The organism is Streptomyces sp. NPDC001678 (assembly GCF_042892945.1).
Classification (GTDB): Bacteria; Actinomycetota; Actinomycetes; order Streptomycetales; family Streptomycetaceae; genus Streptomyces.
Genome location: NZ_JBIAUP010000008.1, coordinates 193,354 through 212,458 on the forward strand (window position 1 = coordinate 193,354; position 19,105 = coordinate 212,458).

The 19,105-nt window shown below is 69.5% G+C and carries 20 protein-coding genes; 6 read left to right on the forward strand and 14 right to left on the reverse strand.

The annotated features are described in order from the left end of the window. Nucleotides 1-17: 17 nt before the first annotated feature. The 4 genes from ACFYZR_RS19060 to ACFYZR_RS19075 form a co-directional block, all read right to left on the reverse strand. Complete coding sequence (locus ACFYZR_RS19060) at nt 18-476, reverse strand: DUF6099 family protein (protein WP_391911643.1); 459 nt, start codon at nt 474-476, stop codon at nt 18-20. Between the two features lie 118 nt (nt 477-594). After that, entirely contained in the window at nt 595-945 is a 351-nt protein-coding gene (locus ACFYZR_RS19065; RefSeq protein WP_391911880.1) for a nucleotide pyrophosphohydrolase, read from the reverse strand. A gap of 98 nt (nt 946-1,043) precedes the next feature. Next, entirely contained in the window at nt 1,044-2,192 is a 1,149-nt protein-coding gene (locus tag ACFYZR_RS19070; RefSeq protein ID WP_391911645.1) for an AAA family ATPase, read from the reverse strand. A 26-nt stretch (nt 2,193-2,218) separates the two neighbouring features. Beyond that, nucleotides 2,219-2,626 (reverse strand): cell division protein SepF, encoded by a 408-nt coding sequence (locus ACFYZR_RS19075; protein ID WP_311610857.1) that lies wholly within the window; start codon nt 2,624-2,626, stop codon nt 2,219-2,221. A gap of 180 nt (nt 2,627-2,806) precedes the next feature. Here ACFYZR_RS19075 and ACFYZR_RS19080 point away from each other — a divergent pair, with 180 nt between their 5' ends. Beyond that, a complete protein-coding gene (locus tag ACFYZR_RS19080) occupies nt 2,807-3,412 on the forward strand; it encodes a TetR/AcrR family transcriptional regulator (RefSeq protein ID WP_391911648.1) in 606 nt (201 codons plus the stop codon). Nucleotides 3,413-3,444: 32 nt separating this feature from the next. After that, nucleotides 3,445-4,296: a putative RNA methyltransferase gene (locus tag ACFYZR_RS19085; RefSeq protein WP_391911650.1), complete on the forward strand. Its 852-nt coding sequence runs from the start codon at nt 3,445-3,447 to the stop codon at nt 4,294-4,296. A gap of 46 nt (nt 4,297-4,342) precedes the next feature. Here the strand turns inward: ACFYZR_RS19085 and ACFYZR_RS19090 are convergent, their stop codons facing one another. Together ACFYZR_RS19090 and ACFYZR_RS19095 are read right to left on the reverse strand one after the other, a co-directional pair. Beyond that, a complete protein-coding gene (locus ACFYZR_RS19090) occupies nt 4,343-5,134 on the reverse strand; it encodes a polyphosphate polymerase domain-containing protein (protein WP_391911652.1) in 792 nt (263 codons plus the stop codon). 32 nt (nt 5,135-5,166) lie between these two features. Beyond that, a complete protein-coding gene (locus ACFYZR_RS19095) occupies nt 5,167-5,799 on the reverse strand; it encodes a DUF4956 domain-containing protein (protein ID WP_391911654.1) in 633 nt (210 codons plus the stop codon). A gap of 378 nt (nt 5,800-6,177) precedes the next feature. Here ACFYZR_RS19095 and ACFYZR_RS19100 point away from each other — a divergent pair, with 378 nt between their 5' ends. The 4 genes from ACFYZR_RS19100 (at nt 6,178) to ACFYZR_RS19115 (ending at nt 9,005) form a co-directional block, all read left to right on the forward strand. Then, nucleotides 6,178-6,396, forward strand: coding sequence for a DUF2399 domain-containing protein (locus tag ACFYZR_RS19100; protein ID WP_391911882.1), 219 nt, complete (start codon nt 6,178-6,180; stop codon nt 6,394-6,396). 45 nt (nt 6,397-6,441) lie between these two features. Then, complete coding sequence (locus ACFYZR_RS19105) at nt 6,442-6,633, forward strand: DUF6255 family natural product biosynthesis protein (RefSeq protein ID WP_391911884.1); 192 nt, start codon at nt 6,442-6,444, stop codon at nt 6,631-6,633. Between the two features lie 103 nt (nt 6,634-6,736). Then, entirely contained in the window at nt 6,737-8,608 is a 1,872-nt protein-coding gene (locus ACFYZR_RS19110; RefSeq protein ID WP_391911656.1) for a DNA/RNA helicase domain-containing protein, read from the forward strand. Nucleotides 8,609-8,876: 268 nt separating this feature from the next. Next, nucleotides 8,877-9,005: a DUF6408 family protein gene (locus ACFYZR_RS19115; RefSeq protein ID WP_391911658.1), complete on the forward strand. Its 129-nt coding sequence runs from the start codon at nt 8,877-8,879 to the stop codon at nt 9,003-9,005. Between the two features lie 56 nt (nt 9,006-9,061). Here the strand turns inward: ACFYZR_RS19115 and ACFYZR_RS19120 are convergent, their stop codons facing one another. From ACFYZR_RS19120 to ACFYZR_RS19155, 8 genes are all read right to left on the reverse strand, one after another. After that, nucleotides 9,062-11,179, reverse strand: coding sequence for a DUF2075 domain-containing protein (locus ACFYZR_RS19120; RefSeq protein WP_391911886.1), 2,118 nt, complete (start codon nt 11,177-11,179; stop codon nt 9,062-9,064). Nucleotides 11,180-11,477: 298 nt separating this feature from the next. Continuing rightward, nucleotides 11,478-12,806, reverse strand: a complete 1,329-nt coding sequence (locus tag ACFYZR_RS19125) for a class I SAM-dependent RNA methyltransferase (protein WP_391911661.1) — start codon at nt 12,804-12,806, stop codon at nt 11,478-11,480. Between the two features lie 134 nt (nt 12,807-12,940). Next, the gene (locus tag ACFYZR_RS19130) at nt 12,941-14,992 is read right to left on the reverse strand and encodes an APC family permease (RefSeq protein WP_391911663.1); all 2,052 of its coding nucleotides are present in this window, start codon (nt 14,990-14,992) and stop codon (nt 12,941-12,943) included. 114 nt (nt 14,993-15,106) lie between these two features. Next, nucleotides 15,107-16,246 (reverse strand): cytochrome P450, encoded by a 1,140-nt coding sequence (locus ACFYZR_RS19135; RefSeq protein WP_391911665.1) that lies wholly within the window; start codon nt 16,244-16,246, stop codon nt 15,107-15,109. Further along, nucleotides 16,243-17,736 (reverse strand): cytochrome P450, encoded by a 1,494-nt coding sequence (locus ACFYZR_RS19140; protein ID WP_391911667.1) that lies wholly within the window; start codon nt 17,734-17,736, stop codon nt 16,243-16,245. Before ACFYZR_RS19140 ends, ACFYZR_RS19135 begins: the two co-directional genes overlap by 4 nt. Continuing rightward, entirely contained in the window at nt 17,733-18,335 is a 603-nt protein-coding gene (locus ACFYZR_RS19145) for an ATP/GTP-binding protein (protein ID WP_391911669.1), read from the reverse strand. Before ACFYZR_RS19145 ends, ACFYZR_RS19140 begins: the two co-directional genes overlap by 4 nt. Continuing rightward, nucleotides 18,313-18,675 carry a DUF742 domain-containing protein gene (locus ACFYZR_RS19150; RefSeq protein ID WP_311610888.1) on the reverse strand — a complete coding sequence of 121 codons (363 nt, stop codon included), beginning with the start codon at nt 18,673-18,675 and terminating at the stop codon, nt 18,313-18,315. The genes ACFYZR_RS19145 and ACFYZR_RS19150 overlap by 23 nt, the downstream gene beginning before the upstream one ends. Then, complete coding sequence (locus tag ACFYZR_RS19155; RefSeq protein WP_391911888.1) at nt 18,672-19,103, reverse strand: roadblock/LC7 domain-containing protein; 432 nt, start codon at nt 19,101-19,103, stop codon at nt 18,672-18,674. Before ACFYZR_RS19155 ends, ACFYZR_RS19150 begins: the two co-directional genes overlap by 4 nt. Between the last annotated feature and the right edge of the window lie 2 nt (nt 19,104-19,105).

Below are 19,105 nucleotides of genomic sequence, written 5' to 3' on the forward strand. Positions count from 1 at the left end.
CCACACCCCCGGGTCCCTCATGCCGCACCGCCTCGCGTCCGCAGGGCGAGCCGTCTGAGCAGCCCCCCGATCCTGTCGCTGGTCTCGTCGGCGGCGTCGATCGCCTCTATGCACTGCCAATAGACGGCGTCCTCCTCGCAGGCGCCGGCGACGCCCACCAGCGCGATGCCGACCTCGCCCAGGAGCTCGCCGAGGTCCGTCAACGCCGCCCAGGGGTCGCGCACTTCGGCGAGCTGCGCCGCTCGTAAGCCTCCGGACCGCAGCGCGGTCTGGCGCAGCGCGCCGGAGGCCCGGGCCCCGGCCTCGCTGAGGCCGAGGGCCGCCGCGCGCGCCTCGAAGGGTCCGTGCAGGGCGACATGGCTGCCGATGGCCTCGGCCAGCGCCTGCGCCTGCCACGCCTCCACCACGATGTCCCGCACCTCCCTGGCCTGCGCCAGGGCGTGCCGAGTGGCCACGATGAGCCGCACTGCCTCCATGACCGTCCCCCATGTTTCCCGTCTGCCCGCTCTCACTACCCAGAGTGATGACTAACCGCCGGAAAAGCCAGGGGAATTCAGAAATCTGTGGATACCAAATGCGGTGTGGATAACTCAATCACTCCGGAGAGTGACGAGCCCCCTGATCGTCGACGTCGACGCCGGCCTCCTTCGGTGCCGGAAATCGCCGCTCATTTCGGTCGATCTTCGCCGAAAGCGCCGTCAGGACATCGATCCCCAGCACCTCGCAGAACTGGAGCAGGTAGGCCAGAACGTCCGCGACCTCGTCCTCGACCCGTGCGGCCGTCGAGGGTTCCTCCATCACCCGGGCCGACTGCTCCGGCGTCAGCCACTGGAAGATCTCGACCAGTTCGGACGCCTCGACGCTGAGCGCCGCGACCAGGTTCTTGGGGGTGTGGAACCGCTGCCAGTCGCGTGCCGCGGCGAAGGCCGCCAGCCGGTCCTGCAACGCCCGGACGTCGAGCCCCGCCGCCCTGGGGGGCTCGTGCCGGCCGCTGCGGCTTTCCTCGGGATGTTCAAGGTGTTCACGGTGTTCAGGAAGTTCGCTCACGTCCCCAGGTCTACCATCGACACCCCGGCCACCTCGTCGGCCGCTTCCGCCGCAGCACCCCGCACCGTCCCCACCAACCTGATGTGCCCCCGCTCGCACATCCGCGCCGCCAGCCCCAGCAGTTCCCGGGCCTGCCGCGCGTCGAGGCACCGGTCGAGTCCGTCCGCCAGGACGGTGAGCACCTGCCGGGCCTCCAGCACCTCGGCCGCCGGGTCCACGGCCAGTACCCCTGGCCCCGTCAGCAGCACCAGGCACAGCGCCAGGTAGCGCAGCTCACCGTCCCCCAGTCGCTCCAGCGGCGTGGCCGCCCCTGTCTGCCGCTCCAGGACGGCCCGTACGAAACCTCCGTCGAGGCCCTCCACGGACAGCCCGTCGACGGGGCAGCGGCACCCCGCGCCCGCGGCTGCGACCAGCAGCGCGTGGCGGGTGCCGCACTCGTTGCGGGTGCGCCCCAGGACCGCGGCAACGTTGTCGCACGCGCCCCGCAGCCGCCCGTCGCGCGCGGCGACCGGCGCGCGCATCAGCTCGGGCCGGGGGTCGCAGGGGAAGACCGAGCGCAGGGCGATCACCACCTGCTCGGCCGCGTCGAGGACCAGCCGCTGCCCGGCGGTCTTCCCCGCGACCCGCAGCGGCAGCAGCGCCGTGCCCAGCCGGTCGTCGGGCAGGGGCGCGCGGGTGACGGGCACGGAACCCGCCGTGTGCCAGGCGGCCTCGACCCTCGGCAGCCCCGGGTCGCGCAGCGCCGTGGAGAGCAACGTCTGCCCCGCCCCCGTCAGCCGTTCACCGACGACGCGTAGTTCGGGCTCGGCCTGGACCGCCACGTCCAGCAGGACCGGCCCCATCGGGCCCTCCACCGTGCACCCGATCCGGAAGCCCCGTCTCCCCTGGGCGTCCGGCCTGGCCTGCTGCGGTACGCACGCCTGGGCGCCGCCGGCCACCGGGGCGAGCGCCTCGTCGAGGGTGTCACCGCCCGCGAGCCGGGCGAGGGTCTCGTACGCCTCCAGGGCATTGGACTTGCCGCTGCCGCTGCCGCCCCTGAACAGGGTCAGCGGAGCGAGAGCGAAGACGGCGTTGCGGTGCGACTTGAAAGCGGAAAGCCGCAGTTCGGTGACGGCGGGGCGCTTGTGCGGGTTGGCGGCGTCCATGCCTGAGGACCGTAGGCGGCGGAATGTCAGCCAAACCGTTTCATCTGATCATTCTTCCTACGATCGGGGTACCCGGAGGCCACCTCGGTCCCCTCAGGGGCCAGCAGGAAGACGTTGGTGTCGACCCGGTGCATGGCACTGCCCAGACCGAAAACGACACCGCTGGAGAAGTCGAGAATGCGCTTGGCCACGTCGGTGTCGGCGCTCGTGAGGTCGAGCAGCACCGGGACGCGCGCGATCAGGTGCTCGGCGACCTCGCGGGCGTCCGCGAAGATCTGCACCCGGAGCACGACGAGCCGCCGCTGTTTCTCCGCCGGCTCCTCCTCGGGCAGGGCCCGGTGGTCGGGCCAGGACGGCCATGCCTGGTGGCCCCTCAGCGGGACGACCTGGGCAAGCCCTTCCCACTGCTCATCGGTGGCCTCGGACCGGTTCACCGGATCACCCCTCCGGGGAACGTGCTGGGTATGTACATCCCGCGATTCTAGGGATAAAAACCCCCGTTAGGCCCAATGACACGCGCTCCGAGGGGGCCGATCGGCCCAGGGGCCGACTCTTCGGCACGCCATCGACGAAACGATACGTATCGCCTCGATCACTCGCTACACTCCCGTGTCATGTCCGACAAGACAGCACCCGATGCCGCCCGGCGCAGCCAGCGCTCACGCCAGGCGATCTGTGAGGCCGCGCTCTCCCTCGTGGGCGAGACCGGCTACGACAAGCTGACGATCGAGGGGATCGCGGCGCGCGCCGGCGTCGGCAAGCAGACGATCTACCGCTGGTGGCCGTCCAAGGGGGCCGTCCTGCTCGACGCCTTCACCGAGAGCGTGGAGGCCGGCGAGGGCACGCTGCCCGACACCGGCGACCTCTCGACGGACCTCAAGGCCGTGTTGCAGGCGACGGTCGACGAATTCAACGACCCCGCGTTCCAGGCGCCGTACCGCGCGCTCTACGTGGCCATGGTGAACGACTCCGAGGTCTCCGCCGGTTTCACGAGCAAGGTGATGGAACCGGGCACGCAGGCCTACGTCGACCGGATCCGCGCCGCACAGGACGCGGGAGAGGTCGCCGAGGAGATCGACCCGCGCCTGGCCGCGGAGCTGATCCTCGGCCCCTTCGCCCAGCGCTGGCTGCTGCGGAGCCAGCCACTGACGCACGAGTTCGCCGACAGCCTCGTCGACATGGTCCTCGCCGGGCTCCGTCCCCGGGCTCCCCGGGCCTGACGCATCACCCATAACGGTACGATCGGTACGCGATGTTGAACCATATTGTGCGGTACCTGCGCTGCCCCCACTGCACCGCTCCCCTGGCCGCGAAGGACCGTGCGCTGGCCTGCGCGAACGGCCACTCCTTCGACGTGGCGAAGCAGGGCTATGTGAACCTCCTCCCGGGGGCGGTCAAGTACAGCGCCGACACCCGGGAGATGGTCGACGCCCGCGCGGAATTCCTGGGCGCCGGCCACTATTCCCCCATCGCCGAGGCGCTGGTCTCCCTGGCACGTGACACGGCCGACTCATCGGCCTCACCGGCTGCGGGGTGCGTGGTCGACATCGGCGGCGGCACGGGCTACTACCAGTCCCATGTCATGGACGCCTTCCCCGAGGCCGAGGGGATCCTCCTCGACATCTCGAAGTTCGCCGCCCGCCGCGCCGCCAAGGCGCACACGCGCATCGGCGCCGTGGTGGCCGACGCCTGGCAGGCGCTGCCACTGCAGGACGCCTCCGCCACCCTCGTCGTCAACACCTTCGCCCCGCGCAACGGCCCGGAGCTCCGCCGGGTCCTCCACCCGCAGGGGACCCTCCTGGTCGTCACCCCCCGCCCGGACCACCTCCAGGAGCTGATCGACGCCCTCGGCCTGATGCGCGTGGACGAGCGCAAGGAGCAGCGCCTCTCCGACCAGCTCGCCCCCCACTTCTCGACCACGACCTCGCGCGCCCTGACGACGACCATGACGCTCGACCACCACGCCCTGGCCCAGCTGGTCGGCATGGGCCCCAACGCCTGGCACCGCGATGGCGAGGCCCTGGCGGCACGGATCGCGGCGCTGCCGGAGCCGTACGAGGTCACGCTGTCGGTGACGCTGACGGCGTACCGACCGCTGGCCTGAGCGGCCCGCACGCACACCACCCACGGCTCTCCCCTCACCCTCCACGTCATTCGGCCTCCCCGAACACCCGCCGGGCCGCCCTCCGCCAGCGGTTCGCGGGGAGGGCGGGGCGGAGAGCCGCCAAGGCCCCGCAGTACTTGGTGAAAACGGCTGGGCGCACGCCATGGGCGTGCAGCAGCCGGTCGACTTCGCTGAGAGGTCCTGTCGACTTCGTCTCCACGAGGACGAGCGCGGCGTCACCGCGTACGGACCGTCCCGCGCGCAGGTCGCCGCAGGTCAGGCCCACGTCGCAGGTGATGCGTTCACCGTCGGCCACCAGGGTCGTCCGCAGATAGTCGGTGCTGATGGACGGGCACAGCGCCATGGGCGCGGCGATGCCGTGGGCCCGGCGCAGGGTCTCGGCGAGGTACGCGCGACAGTGGTGGTCGAGCGGGGTGTCCGCACCGGTCAGAGCGCGACGGTACTTGACCGTGGCCCCACGTCTCCCCTTGAGCTTGACCTCGAATTGCCGCTCCCCCGAGTCCTCGTACACCCGCTCACGAATCTTGAAGCGGAACCGACGCCCCTGACAGTGGTCGTGAAAGGAGCGGAGTTCGGGGGTGTCGTAGTAGACGGAGTGATAGCGGAAGCCTCGACGCCCGCCGATGGCGAGTACCCGGAAGGAGCCACCCGACCGCCGGGAATCCGTCAACCGGCCGGCCACACTCAGGAAGACCGGTGCGGGGACGAGGTATTTGCGGTCGAAACGGGTCAGCAACTGGGCCCGTTCATTCACTTCGGCCAGGGAGATGGGCGCGGCGGCCTGCGCCACCCGCGCGACGGCCCGCGCAGCCGTCATGGCCCCTGCCGCAGGAGCTGCCGTGATGCCGGTCATACCGGCTCGCAGACGGGTGCGACCCGGAGCCCGGTCAGGACCTCAGTACCGGTGTACGCGCCCTCGTCCAGGTCGGGCTCGCGGTACCGGACGTCGACGACCATGAGGTCGCGGACGTAGTCCACCTCCATGACGGTCCACCGCAACGGCTCGCCCAGACGCCTGGCGAGGTCGGCCCGGAGCGCGACGGGGTCACGGTGCACCCGGTCGAGAGTGACGACGGCGCGGCGCGATCGGGCCAGGAGCCACTGGCTGTCGGCGGCCCAGAGCACGAGCAGCAGCACCGCGCTCAGCCCGGCCTTCACCGGGACCGTCACATCCGGCAGCGCGCAGACGAGGCCGAGGACGAGCGTGGTGAAGTAGTACGCGACGTCCTCCTGCTGCACCGCGTCCGAACGCAGCCTCACGATCGACAACACCCCGAAGAGCCCGAACCCGAGCCCGGCCGCCCCTCTGCCGCCCACCGCCGCCAGAGCCGCGACGACGGTGAACAGCCCCGTGTTCAGGGCCAGGTAAGCCGGTACCAGGTCACGGCGACGGTGCCGCGGATAGTAGATCGCGAAGGCCAGCAGACAGACGGCGGCGAGGTCCAGCACCAGGCCGGCGGCGATGTGCCGTAGAGCGTCCATGATTCGCTCCCTCTCGGGTCGGAAGGATCGGAAGGAGCACAGACGATAGGCCCACTCGAATCGAACATGCTTCGCCCTGTGGAGAAACGTTCTTCCGAGAAGGAACCACGCTCGCCGAACGGCGTTGAACGCCGCGCCGCAGGCCCTCCGGGCGGCCGTCACAGATGTCGGTCGCTTGTCACTTTGACCTGTGAGAATCCCGGCATTGCATATCCATGCCTCGAGTCATCGGAAAGAATGACCGGGCGATGACCCCGGCACCCCCAGCCCCGGCCGAGGGATACGCCCCCTTCGCTCATCTCACCGCTCCCAACTCCGCCCTCTACCGGCGGAGCATCTCTCCTCTACCACGGTGACTTCGCCTGGGGCGGACTCCGAATCGCGAACGTACTCCTGAGCCATGGGCCATGGCGCCCCTGGCGATTCAGAGCCGCCGACTACCGCGCCCTGGCCGCCACTGCCGCAGAGCTGCCGCCTCTGACGGGCACGCCGGTCGCGTCCCCTTGGGACCCTGCGCTGGCGCAGGCCATGGGCGAGCTGGAGGTACGGGTCGAGGAAGAGGTGGCTTTGGCGGACCTCCTCGCGGATGTCGGCTGATCTCATGTACGGGCTCCGCGCGACGGCATTGGGCGGCCGGATGCCATCGCTACGGCTCACCGGCTCTCCCGAGCTGTCACCGGAGATACGGCCGACCGCGAGGAACGCTGCCACCCTTGCGAGACGCGTCGCTTCGCTCACTACGGCGCTCTGCGCCCGTCCGGCCTATCGGTGACCCTGGCGACATCGGGACCCACGCTCCTCATACGTGATCCACACCCTGTCCTAGGATGGTAAAGACCATCTCAGCGGCCCGACGGGCTTCCGCTCCGCTTCTCGCGGAACCACAGGACATGCCCCCACCCGCACGAGCTACTTCGTGCTGCCTAGGGGCATTTTCTTGCTGTTCCGTGAGTCCGCGGCATCGTTGGCCAACCGCACCCATCTCGAGGGACGGTTGGCGGAACTCCTGACCGAGAACTTCCTGCACAAGCACCGCCACCGGCCTCAGCCGTCGGAAGTGCGTTCTTGGGAGCGGAGCCTCCCCGCGCTGACCAACGCGCTCGTGGAAGCCGGGCTCGGTGAGGTCGAGGTGCTTGTGGAGTACGGACTGCCGCTCACCAGCAAGCGCGCGGACGTGATACTGGCCGGCGTGCATCCGGCCACCGGTGAACCGTCATACATGGTGGTCGAGCTCAAGCAGTGGAGCGAGGCCTATCCCGAGGATGACGATCCGCTGCGGTGCCGCGTTCCCGCCTATTCGGAGCCGGTCCTCAACCCGATCGAGCAGGTACGCGGCTACTGCGACTACCTGATCTCGTTCAACGGGGCGCTGGAGCGGATCCCGGAGTCGGTCACCGGGGTGGCCTACCTGCACAATGCGACCGAGTTCGGGGTGGCCGGGCTGCGCGCCGTCACGGAGGATGACCGGGGCCGGATGTTCACCGGTGACCAGCGCGGTGCCTTCCTGAGCTACCTGCGTTCCCGGCTGGCGGAGAAGCCTGGCGCCGAGGCAGCCGACGCGCTGCTGCAGGGCAAGCTCCGGCCGTCGAAGCAACTGATGGCTGTTGCCGCCGAAGAGGTCCGCAACCGGGAACAGTTCGTCCTGCTGGACGAACAGCGGCTTGCCTACGAAACGGTGATGTCGGCCGTTCGACGGGCCCGGCGGTCCAACCGCAAGCAGGTGGTCGTGGTAGCCGGAGGTCCGGGCTCCGGCAAGAGCGTGATCGCCCTGTCCCTGCTCGGCGATCTCTACCGACGTGGGATCCCCGCCCTGCACGCCACCGGTTCGCAGTCGTTCACGAAGACGATGCGCAAGATCGCAGGCGCCCGGAAGCCCGAGGTCCAGAAGCTCTTCCGCTATTTCAATAGCTTCATGGAGGCCGAGCCCAACGATCTGGACGTGCTCATCTGCGACGAAGCCCACCGTCTCCGTAAGACCTCCGCCAATCGGTACACCAGGGCTGCGCTGCGTACCGGTCGCGCACAGGTGGCAGAGCTGATGGACGCTGCGCGTGTTCCGGTGTTCCTGCTGGACCAGCACCAGGTGGTGCGCCCCGGCGAAATGGGCACAGTGGATCAGATCCGGGAGGCCGCCGCCGAACAGGGGCTGGCGTGCACGGTGCTCGAGCTGGACAGCCAGTTCCGGTGCGGCGGCAGTGACGCCTACCTGAGCTGGGTGACCAGCCTGCTCGGTTTGGAGGGCGATAGGCCTGCCGTGTGGGAGCCGGACGGCAAGGTGCAACTGCTGACCGCCGACAGCCCACAAGAACTGGAGGACTTCCTCGCCTCACGACGGGCTGAGGACTACGGCGCCCGGATGTCCGCCGGCTATTGCTGGAAATGGACGACAAAGATCACTCCGAACATGTCCGCCCTACCCGCCGACGTGACGATCGGCGATTGGGCGAGGCCGTGGAACCTTTACGGAGACCGCGCCCTCCTCGGCGCACCGCCCGCGCCGCTCTGGGCCACCGATCCTGCCGGGTTCGGGCAGGTCGGCTGTGTCTACACCGCGCAGGGCTTCGAGTACGACTGGTCGGGCGTGATCATGGGACCGGACCTGGTCTGGCGGACCGACCGCTGGGTGGTCGACCGCACCGCGTCGAAGGACCCAGCCTTCACCAAGGCCACAGCGGACGAGGACGTCGACCGCCTCGTCCGCAACACCTACAAGGTGCTGCTCACCCGGGGCATGATCGGAACGGTTATCTACTCGACGGACCCGGAGACCCGCGAGAAGCTCCGTTCCCTGATCCCTCCGGCTCTATAGAAACCGATAGCCTTCGACATGCCGCGGGCAGCTACGCGATCGCGGCATCGAGCCGCCTTCGAAAACCGCAACACGCGGATGCAGCCCACGAGATAAGATCAGCGCGCTGCACACCTTCCCGGAGGGTACGGGCTGCGGTTCATGTGCTTGCTCCCATGGGCCGTGGGTGAGGAGTGGTTGTGCCCGTCATGTGGTGACACATGACGCGAGCGTGGATGCCCGGTAGGGCGTCCCCCTACCATTCCGAACTCACTGCTTTGGAGTGGTCATGGACCCGGTCGAGTACAAGCCTGCGCGTCGTGAACGGATCCGCGAGGTCCTGAACGAGATCGCTGTCGGAGTCGTCTCCAATCTTCTGGTGACGACCTTGACGTCGGTTGCGAGCCTGCTCTTCTGACGCAGGCAGGTGGCGGGCCCGGTGAGCCCGCCACTCCACTCCCCCAGCAACCTCCCTCAGAACAGCCGCAGATCAGGTTTCTTCGAGCCAGGCGCCTTCCGGCCCCTTCGGCCACGCACTCCTCTGCTGGGCCGGGGCAGATGCGGCCTGCGCGCCTCTGCCGGCAAGTTCTCCCAAGTAGGACGCAGTCCGTGAATCTCGAGCTCGCCGACGAGCTTTTTGAGGTAGGCCCGGGTCTCCTCATCCGTGGAGTAAAGCACCGTCGCGCGGCTGGCCCGGGTCATCAGCACGTGATACGCCTGACGGACAAGCCTGGCGAATTCCTCGTCATCGACGCTGCCGGCCTTCACCTTCGGGTCGAATGAGCCGGGTTGAGCGACGCTCTTGATACCCGACTCCGGATCCTTGCGCTCCTTGCCCCGGCGGAAAACCCACTGGCCCTCGCGGCGCACCATGTCCTCGCCCATGATCACACCGCACCAGTCCCATTCGAGACCCTGCGCTGTGTACACGCAGCCGACCTGCCCGAGTCCGTTCTCGTGTACGGACCAGATCCTTGACGGGGGCACCCCGTCTTTGCAGTAACTGTCGCTGTCGGCATTCCACGGCCGGTGCCAGTCGCCTATACGAACGTCCGCCTCCAGCCGTCTCTCCGCGCCGAGCGGCTTCGTCCAAGGCCAGCAGTAGCCCGCGACCATGCGCGCGGACGCACCGGCCAGTGCTTCCGTACGGATGATCCGTTCAAGTTCCTCAGGTGTGTCCGCTACCTCGATGTGCATCAGTCCATCCGGTGTCCACCGTTCGGGCGCTTCGTCGGTCACACCGAGCATCGCGCGTACCCAACGGACGTAGGCGTCGCTGCCACCGCACCGGAACTGCTCACGGAGTCCGTATCTGACGAGCCGGGCGTCGTGTCGCGCGGCAGCCTCCTCGATCAGACCGACAGTGCCGACCTCGTTCGGTCGCACGGACTGGCCTTCGTCCAGGAAGAACACCGTCAGACGGGACGCTGCGAGAAGCTCGTCCACCTGAGGACCGGTCCCCTGGTCCTCGGGCTTCCAGAAGCGGTTGGTCGAGCGGTCGCGGAGACGATGAGCCTCGTCGCAGATCAGGACGTCCAGCGGCGGATCCGGTGGGGTGACGAAGTTGCTGAAGTAGGTGAACGTTTCCTTGAACTCCCGGTCTCCGTAGCCGACGTGCTCTTGGAGCGCGCCGTTGAAGGCCCTGCTGCCGCTCGCGTAGTTGACCGTGCGGCCCTGGGCCTCCAGTTCCTCCTTGATCTGCAGGCCGATCGCGCTCTTCCCGGTTCCGGCGCCACCGGTCACCAGGAAGATCACACGTCGCTCGTCCGGGACCAAGGTGGGGTATCGAGGGTCCGGGAGGGCCTTGGAAGCCGTCTCCATTACCTGGTCGGCGACCTCCTTCTGCCGCCCGCGCAAAGTAAATACGGTGTCGGTTCCGCGGGACCGGATCATGGCGTCGAGCAGGGGGGTATTGCGCAAGCCCATGCTCCGCAGCATCGTCTCGGCCACAGAGGCGGCGCCGTCCCCGGCGAAATGTTCCCGGAGGTCGGACAGCAGCTGTGCGCGCCGGTCGCCCGTATACACCCGGGCGTAGGAACCTGTCGGCGCGTCCACATCGAGCAGGGGACGCACGGAGTCGTCCGTAGCGTTGTGCAGATAGGCAAAGCCGCCGCAGGCGAAGTCGAGTCCCTGGAACGGGCCTCTGGCGCTCGTGAACGCCTGGTAATACTCACGCAATTGCAGAGCTGGGTGTTTCTTGCTGTCGTTCATGCCCGGTACACGCACCAGATCCGCAGTGGCCTGCTCCACCCTGGTCACGGTCGACCAGCGCTTCAGCTCGACCAGTTGCACGGACGGCCCGTTCTCCTCCGGGTGACGGCCGACCAGAACGACATCGATGAGCCGGGGATCACCCGGGCGGTCCGACTCGTCGACCGTGGCGGCGCACTCGACGATCATCTCCACATTCCCGCGTCCCGCGGCAACCAGGTCGTTCGCAAGACTCACCAGGCTCTCCGCCCACGCGGCCCGCTCCGTCTCCGAGGCGTCGGCGCCCCGGAAATGCCTCCAGCGAGCAGCGAGGTGCGGCACCATACGACGACGCGAATTCAGAGTGAGCAGATCCTGCGCCGACAACTTCAGCAGAAGCATGGACACGAGGTGGTTCCCCCAGGGCACGAGTGACTCGTGCGGGTGGGGGCATGTCCTCAGCAGGAAGCCCGTCGGGCCGCAATCGGTTCCGGTGATCTTATCTCGCTGAAAAGCGACATCGTGGCTGCCGACCAGGGCCACAGGCACCATGGCCGAATCGTGTCGTCCATGTCGTGGGCTCGGGTCAGAGCCCGGCGGCGGCTCCCCTGAGGCACCCACGCTTCATCGGCGTCGTCATGTGCAGCACAGCATTGCCTCCGCGCCGGTTTTCACACGGAGGCAATGCCTCGGCATACTCTCAGCGAACCTTTTCGACCGGCTTCAGGATCGCCACGCACTCCACGTGGTGCGTCATCGGGAACAGGTCGAACGCCCGCAGCGTCACCGGTGCGTACCCCTCCTCCGCGAAGTACTTCAGGTCCCGTGCCAGGGCCGCCGGGTCGCACGCCACGTACGCGATGCGCCGCGCGCCCAGCGTCGCCAGGTGCCGCACCGTCTCCCGACCCGCACCAGCCCGCGGCGGGTCCAGGACGATGATGTCGGCGCTGTCGATGCGGGTGCGCGGGAGGACGGACTCGACCTTGCCCTGTTCGATGCGGACGCGGTCCAGGTCGCGGAGGTTGTGGCGGGCGTCCTCGACCGCGCGCTTGCCGGATTCGATGCCGAGGACGGCGCCCTTGTCGCCGACGCGCTCGGCGAGGGAGCCGGCGAAGAGGCCGACGCCACAGTAGAGGTCGAGGGCCATGTCGCCCTTGCGCGGCATCAGGCCCTGCATGACGGCCTTGACGAGGGTGTCGGCGGCCTGGGGGTGGACCTGCCAGAAGCCGCCGGCGCCGACGCGGTAGGTGCGGTCGTCCGCGCGCTCGCGGACGAAGGCGCGGCCGTGGACGGGGTGGACCTGCTTGTCGCGCTCGCCGATGCGCATGACGGAGACCGGCTTGTCGAGCTCGACGATGGGCAGGCGGCCGCCCGGCTTGGGGGTGAGGATGACCTGGCGGTCGTGGGAGCCGGTGGCGGCGATGGCCTCGACCGAGGCGATCTGCGGCCACTCGCGCTTCTCGATGCCCAGCTCGCTGACGCCCGGCGCCGCGATCATGCAGTGGTCGATGACCTGGACCTCGTGCGAGCGGTGCTTGCGCAGGCCCGCGTGGCCCTCGGCGTCGATCGCGTACTGGACGCGGGTGCGCCAGGCCGGGACCTGGCCCGCCGGGAGCTTGTCGCCCTCGGCCGGCATCACCGTGCCGTCCCAGCCGGCCTCCTCCGGCGTCAGGCCCGCGAGGCGCATCAGCTGCTCCGCGATCACCTCACCCTTGAGGCGGCGCTGCGCGCCCGGCTTGGCGTGCTGCCAGTCGCAACCGCCGCACTTGCCCGGGCCCGAGAAGGGGCAGGGGGCCGGTACGCGGTCCTTGGAGGGTTCCAAGATCTGTACCGCGTCCGCTCGCAGGAAGCGGGACGTCGACTCGCCCTCCGTTACCCGGGCGATCACCCGCTCACCCGGCAGCGCGTGCCGTACGAACAGGACCCGGCCCGACTCCGTGCGGGCCACGCAGTGGCCGCCGTGGGCCACCGGGCCGACCTCGACCTCGTAGTCATGGCCGACCAGCGATGCTTCGGTCTCGTGCTGCATTGCGGTCGACTCCAGAAAGTAGAGGAAGGAAGTACAGAAAGAAGTGCAGAAAGGGGTGCGGGGGACCCCCTGGACAACAGCCGTCCAGTTTACGTCCCGCCGCACCCCGTCAGTGACATCGGTGCCCCGTGCCGCTACTTGCGCGTCGCCGCCTTTTCCTTCTTCTGCTCCCCCACCGGGCCCCGGCGCACCGAGCCCGGCGCGTTCCACTCGGCGCGCTTGCGGGCGCGTCGCTTGGCTGCCTCGGAGGAATCCAGCTGCCACGGCACGGAGGTGACCATCACGCCGGCGGTGAAGAGCAGCCGGCCCTTCAGGCGCAGGGCGCTCTGGTTGTGCAGCAGGTGCTCGTACCAGTGGCCGACCACGTACTCGGGGATGTAGACGCTGACCGCGTCGCGCGGGCTCTCCTTGCGCAGGCCCTTGACGTAGTCGATGACGGGCCGGGTGATCTCGCGGTAGGGCGAGTCGAGGATCTTCAGCGGGACGTCGATGCCGCGCCGCTGCCACTCGTCGCGCAGGGCCTTGGTCTCGGCCGCGTCGACGTTGATGCTCACGGCCTCCAGGGTGTCGGAGCGCATCAGCTTGGCGTAGGCCAGGGCCCGCAGCGTGGGCTTGTGGATCTTGGAGACCAGGACGATGGAGTGCACCCGGGAGGGGCGGACGGTCTCGTCGCCGGGCTCGTCGGGGGCGGCGATCTCCTCGGCGACCCGGTCGTAGTGGCGCCGGATGGCGGTCATGGTGGCGTAGAAGATCACCATGCCGACGATGGCGACCCAGGCGCCGTGGGTGAACTTCGTGACCAGCACGACGACCAGGACCAGGCCGGTGAGGAAGCCACCGAAGGTGTTGATCGCCCGGGAGCGCATCATGCGGCGGCGCTGGGCCGGGTCGGTCTCGGACCGCAGGAGGCGGTTCCAGTGCCGGACCATGCCGGTCTGGCTCAGGGTGAAGGAGACGAAGACGCCGACGATGTACAGCTGGATCAGCTTGGTGGAGTCCGCGCCGTAGATGTACGTCAGGACGGCGGCGGCGCCGGCCAGCAGCACGATGCCGTTGGAGAACGCGAGCCGGTCGCCGCGGGTGTGGAGCTGGCGCGGCAGGTAGCGGTCCTGGGCGAGGATCGAGCCGAGCAGCGGGAAGCCGTTGTACGCGGTGTTGGCCGCGAGGAACAGCACCAGCGCGGTGGCGGCCGCCAGCACGATGAAGAAGAACGAGCCGTTGCCGAAGACGGCCTCGGCGACCTGCGAGATCACCGGGTTCTGGGTGTAGCCGTCGCCGACCGGTGTGCCGTTCTTCAGCAGGTCGGTGGCCGGGTTCTCGGCCATCCGCACCTTGGTGGCCAGGGCCAGGCCGATGATGCCGCAGAACATGGTGACGGCGAGGCCGCCCATGAGGGCCAGGGTCGTCGCGGCGTTCTTGGACTTCGGCTTGCGGAAGGCGGGGACGCCGTTGCTGATCGCCTCGACGCCGGTGAGCGCGGCGCAGCCGGACGAGAACGCGCGGAGCAGCAGGAAGACGAGGGCGAAGCCCGCGAGACCCGTGTGCTCGGCGTTGATCGTGTAGTCGGCGGTGGGGGCCTTCATGGTGTCGCCCGCGATCAGGCCGCGGTAGGCACCCCAGGCGATCATCACAAAGACGCCGCCGACGAAGACATAGGTGGGGATCGCGAAGAGCTTGCCGGACTCCTTGACGCCCCGGAGGTTCATCAGGGTCAGCAGCACGATCACGGCGATGGCGCACGCGGTCTTGTGCTCGACGACGAAGGGGATGGCGGAGCCGAGGTTCTCGATGCCGGAGGCGATGGAGACCGCGACGGTCAGGACGTAGTCGACGAGCAGGGCGCTGGCGACGGTCAGGCCCGCCTTGGGGCCGAGGTTGACGTTGGCGACCTCGTAGTCGCCGCCGCCGCTCGGATAGGCGTGGACGTTCTGGCGGTACGAGGCGACCACCGTGAACATCAGCACGACGACCGCCACCGCGATCCATGGGCTGAAGTGGTAGGCGGACACGCCCGCCACGGACAGCACGAGGAGCACTTCGCCCGGCGCGTACGCCACGGAGGAGAGCGGGTCGGAGGCGAAGACGGGGAGGGCGATGCGCTTGGAGAGAAGGGTTTCTCCCAGCTTGTTGCTGTGCAACGCCCGGCCGATGAGGATCCGTTTCGGCAGGTCGGTCAGTTTGGACACGCAGAGGATCGTAAGGGTTCCGTATGGGTATCGCCCACCCGCTACCCACCGGGAGTCGATCCTGCGTACGCTACGCGATCACTCCCGGTGGGTAAAGGGCTGTTCAAATGCCGGCTACGGTCGCAGCCTCACCGGCAGCGCGCGGTGGCCGTTGGAGATGAAGGACTCCACCGGGCTGAGCTCCTCCGGAGCCACCGCCGGCGACATCTCGGGGAAGCGGGCGAAGAGCGCGGGCAGCGCGACGGCCGCCTCCAGCCGGGCCAGCGGGGCGCCGAGGCAGAAGTGCACTCCGTGACCGAAGGAGAGGTGCTCCTTGGTGGCACGCATCACATCGAAACGATCGCCGTCGTCGCCGTAGAGGCCGGGATCGCGGCCCGCGGCGGCGTAGGCGGCGACGATGGCATCGCCCTTGCGCAGCACCACTCCCCTGCCCACTCCCCCGTCCCCTCCCCCATCCGCTACCCCGTCCAGCTCGATGTCCTCCACCGCGTAGCGCAGCGGGAGGTTGGCGACGGGTGCCTGGACGCGCAGGGTCTCCTCGATCACGTCGTCCCAGCCGGCCTTGCCGTCACGGACGAGGGCGAGCTGCTCGGGGTGGGTGAGCAGGGCGTGGATGGCGTTGTCGAGGAGGTTGACGGTGGTCTCGTGGCCCGCGCCGATCATCAGCAGGAGGGTGTCGACGAGCTCCTGCTCGCCCAGTCTGCCGTCCTCCTCGTCGCGGGCGGAGATCAGCACGCTGGTCATGTCGTCGCCGGGGGTCTCCCGTTTGAGGGCGACGAGGGCGCGCAGCAGGGCGTAGAGCTCGCTGTAGGTGGCGGTCACCTCCTCGGGGTCGGCCGAGGTGTGGAAGATCGAGTCGACGCAGCGGCGCAGGCCCTCCCGCATGGTCTCGTCCTCGACGCCGAAGAGCTCGCAGATGACCTGGATGGGGATGGGGTAGGCGTACTCCTCGCGCAGGTCGACGACCGCACCGGGCGGGGTGGCGTCGAGGCGGTCCAGGAGGTCGGCAGCCATCCGCTCGATCCGTGGGCGCAGGGCGGCGGTGCGGCGGGCGGTGAACGCCTTGGCGACGAGGGTGCGCAGCCGCTTGTGGTCACTTCCGTAGGCGGTGAACATATTGGTCACCGCGACCCAGGTGTAGAGCGGCCACTCCGGGGAGATCTCGCCGTTGATCCAGGCGGGCCAGTGCCGGTGCGGGTCCTTGGAGACCCTCGGGTCGGTCAGCAGCCGCTTGAGCAGCGGCTGGCTGGTCACTGCCCACGCCACCACGCCCCCAGGGAGCTCCACGGGGACCGCTTCCCCGAGGGCCCGGAGACGGGCGGCTTCGCCATGGATGTCACGGCCGGCGGGATCGATGACGACGGGGCATGCGGGGCGGTCCATCGGCGGTCTCCAGAGGTCTCGGCCGGGGTCGGCGTGGACGGCTGAGGGTGGGGGGCCATACCGGGGTGTACGGGCGGGGGCGCCGGCACGGGGACGGGCAACGGGGGGAAGCGCACCGGCAGCGCGGTGAGCGCGCGGTGGAACGGGCCGGGCCGCCAGACGAGCCGGTCGGCGGGCACGGCCAGCTCCAGGTCCGGGAGCCGGTCCAGCAGCCGCTCGACGGCGGCGGCCGCGATGAGCCGGGCGGGGTCCTTGGCGGGGCAGTGGTGGGGGCCCGCGCTCCAGGCGAGGTGGGCACGGTTCCCGGCGCGGCTGCCGGCCGGGTGGCCGGTGCGCAGGGCGGGGTCGGTGTTGGCGGCGGCGAAGCTGACCACCACGGGCTCGCCCGCGCGCAGCGGGACGCCGCCGAGGCTCTCGTCGGCCAGGGGGTAGTGGACTGCGTAGTTGGCCATGGGCGGGTCGAGCCAGAGGACCTCGTCGAGGGCGTCGTCGACGGGCAGGCTGCCCCCGGCGAGGTCGCCGGCGAAGCGGTCGTCGGAGAGCAGCAGCCGCAGCGCGTTGGCGATCAGGTTCTGCTGGGGCTCGGTGCCCGCGCCGATCAGGACGACGAGCTGATGGAGCATCTCCTCGTCGCTGAGCTGGGCGGGGTGGGCCATCAGCCAGGAGATCACGTCCGCGCCGGGCTGCCGGCGCTTGAGGGCGATGAGCTCCAGGAGGCTGCTGGTGATCAGGGCGTCGGCGCGCTCGGCCTCGACGCCGTCGAAGATGCCGGAGAAGCCCTCGACGAGCCGGTCGCCCAGCTCGGGCGGGCAGCCGAAGAGCTGCTGGAAGACCAGCAGTGGAAGGGTCTTGGCGTAGCTGCCGAGCAGGTCGGCCTCGCCGAGCGCGGTGAAGCGGTCGATGAGGCTGTCGGCGCTGCGCTCGACGTAGCCGCGCAGGGCGTTGGGGTCGATCCGGGCGAGGCTGTCGTCGACGGCCTGGCGGTAGCGGCGGTGGTGGTCGCCGTCGGAGAACAGGCAGTTGGGCCGGTAGGCCATCATCGGCACCACCGGGTTGTCCGCCTCGATACGGCCGTCGGCGAGGGCGCGCCAGTGGCGGGCGTCCTTGACGAACCGGTCGGGGCTGCGCAGGACCTCCAGCGCGGCGCGGTAGTCGGTGACGAGGGTGGCCCTGACCCGGGGGGAGAGCTCCACGGGCGCGGCGGGCCCGTACTGCCGCAGCCGCTGGTAGACGGCGTGCGGGTCGGCGGCGAAGTCGCGTCCGTAGAGCGGGGTGTAGGCGGAGGGCGGCGAGGGGTGGGGCGTGGGCGGCGCCTGGTGCGCGGGGCACCCGGGGGGTGGTGCGTCCGGGCGGAAGGTCACACGTGCTCCTGGGCGATGCGGGCGCTGAGGTATTCCACGAGGGTGATCAGGGCGCGGGTCGACGAGACCCGGTCACGGGCGTCACAGGTGATCAGCGGGGTCTCCGGGAGGAGGTCCAGGGCCTCGCGGATCTCCTCGTCGGGGTACGAAGGGGCGCCGTCGAAGTGGTTGACGGCGACCGCGTACGGCAGCCCGAGCTCCTCCAGCAGCCCCATGACCTCGAAGGACTGGTCCAGCCGCCGGGTGTCGGCGAGGACGAGCGCGCCGAGCGCGCCATGGGTCATGTCCTGCCAGAGCCGGGTGAAGCGCTGCTGGCCGGGCGCGCCGAAGAGATAGAGGACGAGGCTCTCGCTGAGGGTGAGCCGGCCGAAGTCCATGGCGACGGTCGTGGTGGTCTTGCCGTCGATGCCGGCCAGGTCGTCGACGAGCGCGCCGGCCTGGGTCATGGTCTCCTCCGTGCGCAGCGGCCGGATCTCCGACAGCGAGCCGACGAAGGTGGTCTTGCCGACCGCGAAGTGCCCCACGACGAGGATCTTCGCCGCGGTCCGGACGGTACGGGGCAGGTAGACGGCTCCGTCAGAGGCGAGCGCGGAGTCCATCGAGCACCTCCTGGAGGATCTGGGCCTCGGGCAGCTCTGCCGAGGGGATGGGGGCCCGGGTGGAGAGGTGGCCGCTGTCGACGAGATCGCCGAGCAGCACCTTGACGACGCTGACGGGCAGCATCAGATGGCCGGCGATCTCGGCGACGGACAGGGCGCCGCCGAGACAGAGCTCCATGAGGGCGTGCTTCTCCGGACTGAGGCCGCCGAGCGGCCGGTCCTCATGCGCCATCACCAGGGTGACGAGGTCAAAGGTGTTGCGCGTGGGATGGGAGCGGCCCTCGGTGACGACATAAGGGCGGACCAGCCCTTTGTCGCGGCGCGGCGCCGGCGGGGTCATGCCTGGCTGCCCGGGCCGCCCTGCCAGGCGCCCGTGCCCTGCCGGGGCGGGCTCACCAGTTCCTTGCCGAGCCGGTCGACGGTCTTCTGCATGCGGTAGGTGACGGCTTCCATGTCGACGTTCTCGCTCGCCGAGACGGCGAGGTAGGCACCGGGGCCGGCGGCGATGAGGAAGACATAGCCGTGGGCGAACTCGATGAGCGTCTGCCGCCAGGGGCTGTCCTGGTTCCGCGGGTGGGTGCAGAACTCGGTGGTGGAGCGGCTGATGGACTGCAGCCCCGAGAGGGCGGCCGCCTGGCGCTCGGCCTCGTCGCGGTCGATGCCCTGGGAGTGGGCGCGCAGCATGCCGTCGGCGGAGAGCAGGATCGCGTGCCGGGCCTCCGGCATCTTGACGACCTCGTCCAGCATCCAGCCCAGCTCTTTGTTCATGT

What these genes read in the sequence shown, in the direction of transcription:
- ACFYZR_RS19080 (WP_391911648.1), top strand. Translation starts at nt 2,807, where the DNA reads ATGTCCGACAAGACAGCACCCGATGCCGCCCGGCGCAGCCAGCGCTCA.
- ACFYZR_RS19125 (WP_391911661.1), bottom strand. Translation starts at nt 12,806, where the DNA reads ATGCAGCACGAGACCGAAGCATCGCTGGTCGGCCATGACTACGAGGTC.
- ACFYZR_RS19060 (WP_391911643.1), bottom strand. Translation starts at nt 476, where the DNA reads ATGGAGGCAGTGCGGCTCATCGTGGCCACTCGGCACGCCCTGGCGCAG.
- ACFYZR_RS19145 (WP_391911669.1), bottom strand. Translation starts at nt 18,335, where the DNA reads ATGGACTCCGCGCTCGCCTCTGACGGAGCCGTCTACCTGCCCCGTACC.
- ACFYZR_RS19155 (WP_391911888.1), bottom strand. Translation starts at nt 19,103, where the DNA reads ATGAACAAAGAGCTGGGCTGGATGCTGGACGAGGTCGTCAAGATGCCG.
- ACFYZR_RS19085 (WP_391911650.1), top strand. Translation starts at nt 3,445, where the DNA reads ATGTTGAACCATATTGTGCGGTACCTGCGCTGCCCCCACTGCACCGCT.
- ACFYZR_RS19070 (WP_391911645.1), bottom strand. Translation starts at nt 2,192, where the DNA reads ATGGACGCCGCCAACCCGCACAAGCGCCCCGCCGTCACCGAACTGCGG.
- ACFYZR_RS19095 (WP_391911654.1), bottom strand. Translation starts at nt 5,799, where the DNA reads ATGGACGCTCTACGGCACATCGCCGCCGGCCTGGTGCTGGACCTCGCC.
- ACFYZR_RS19150 (WP_311610888.1), bottom strand. Translation starts at nt 18,675, where the DNA reads ATGACCCCGCCGGCGCCGCGCCGCGACAAAGGGCTGGTCCGCCCTTAT.
- ACFYZR_RS19120 (WP_391911886.1), bottom strand. Translation starts at nt 11,179, where the DNA reads ATGCTTCTGCTGAAGTTGTCGGCGCAGGATCTGCTCACTCTGAATTCG.
- ACFYZR_RS19090 (WP_391911652.1), bottom strand. Translation starts at nt 5,134, where the DNA reads ATGACGGCTGCGCGGGCCGTCGCGCGGGTGGCGCAGGCCGCCGCGCCC.
- ACFYZR_RS19115 (WP_391911658.1), top strand. Translation starts at nt 8,877, where the DNA reads ATGGACCCGGTCGAGTACAAGCCTGCGCGTCGTGAACGGATCCGCGAG.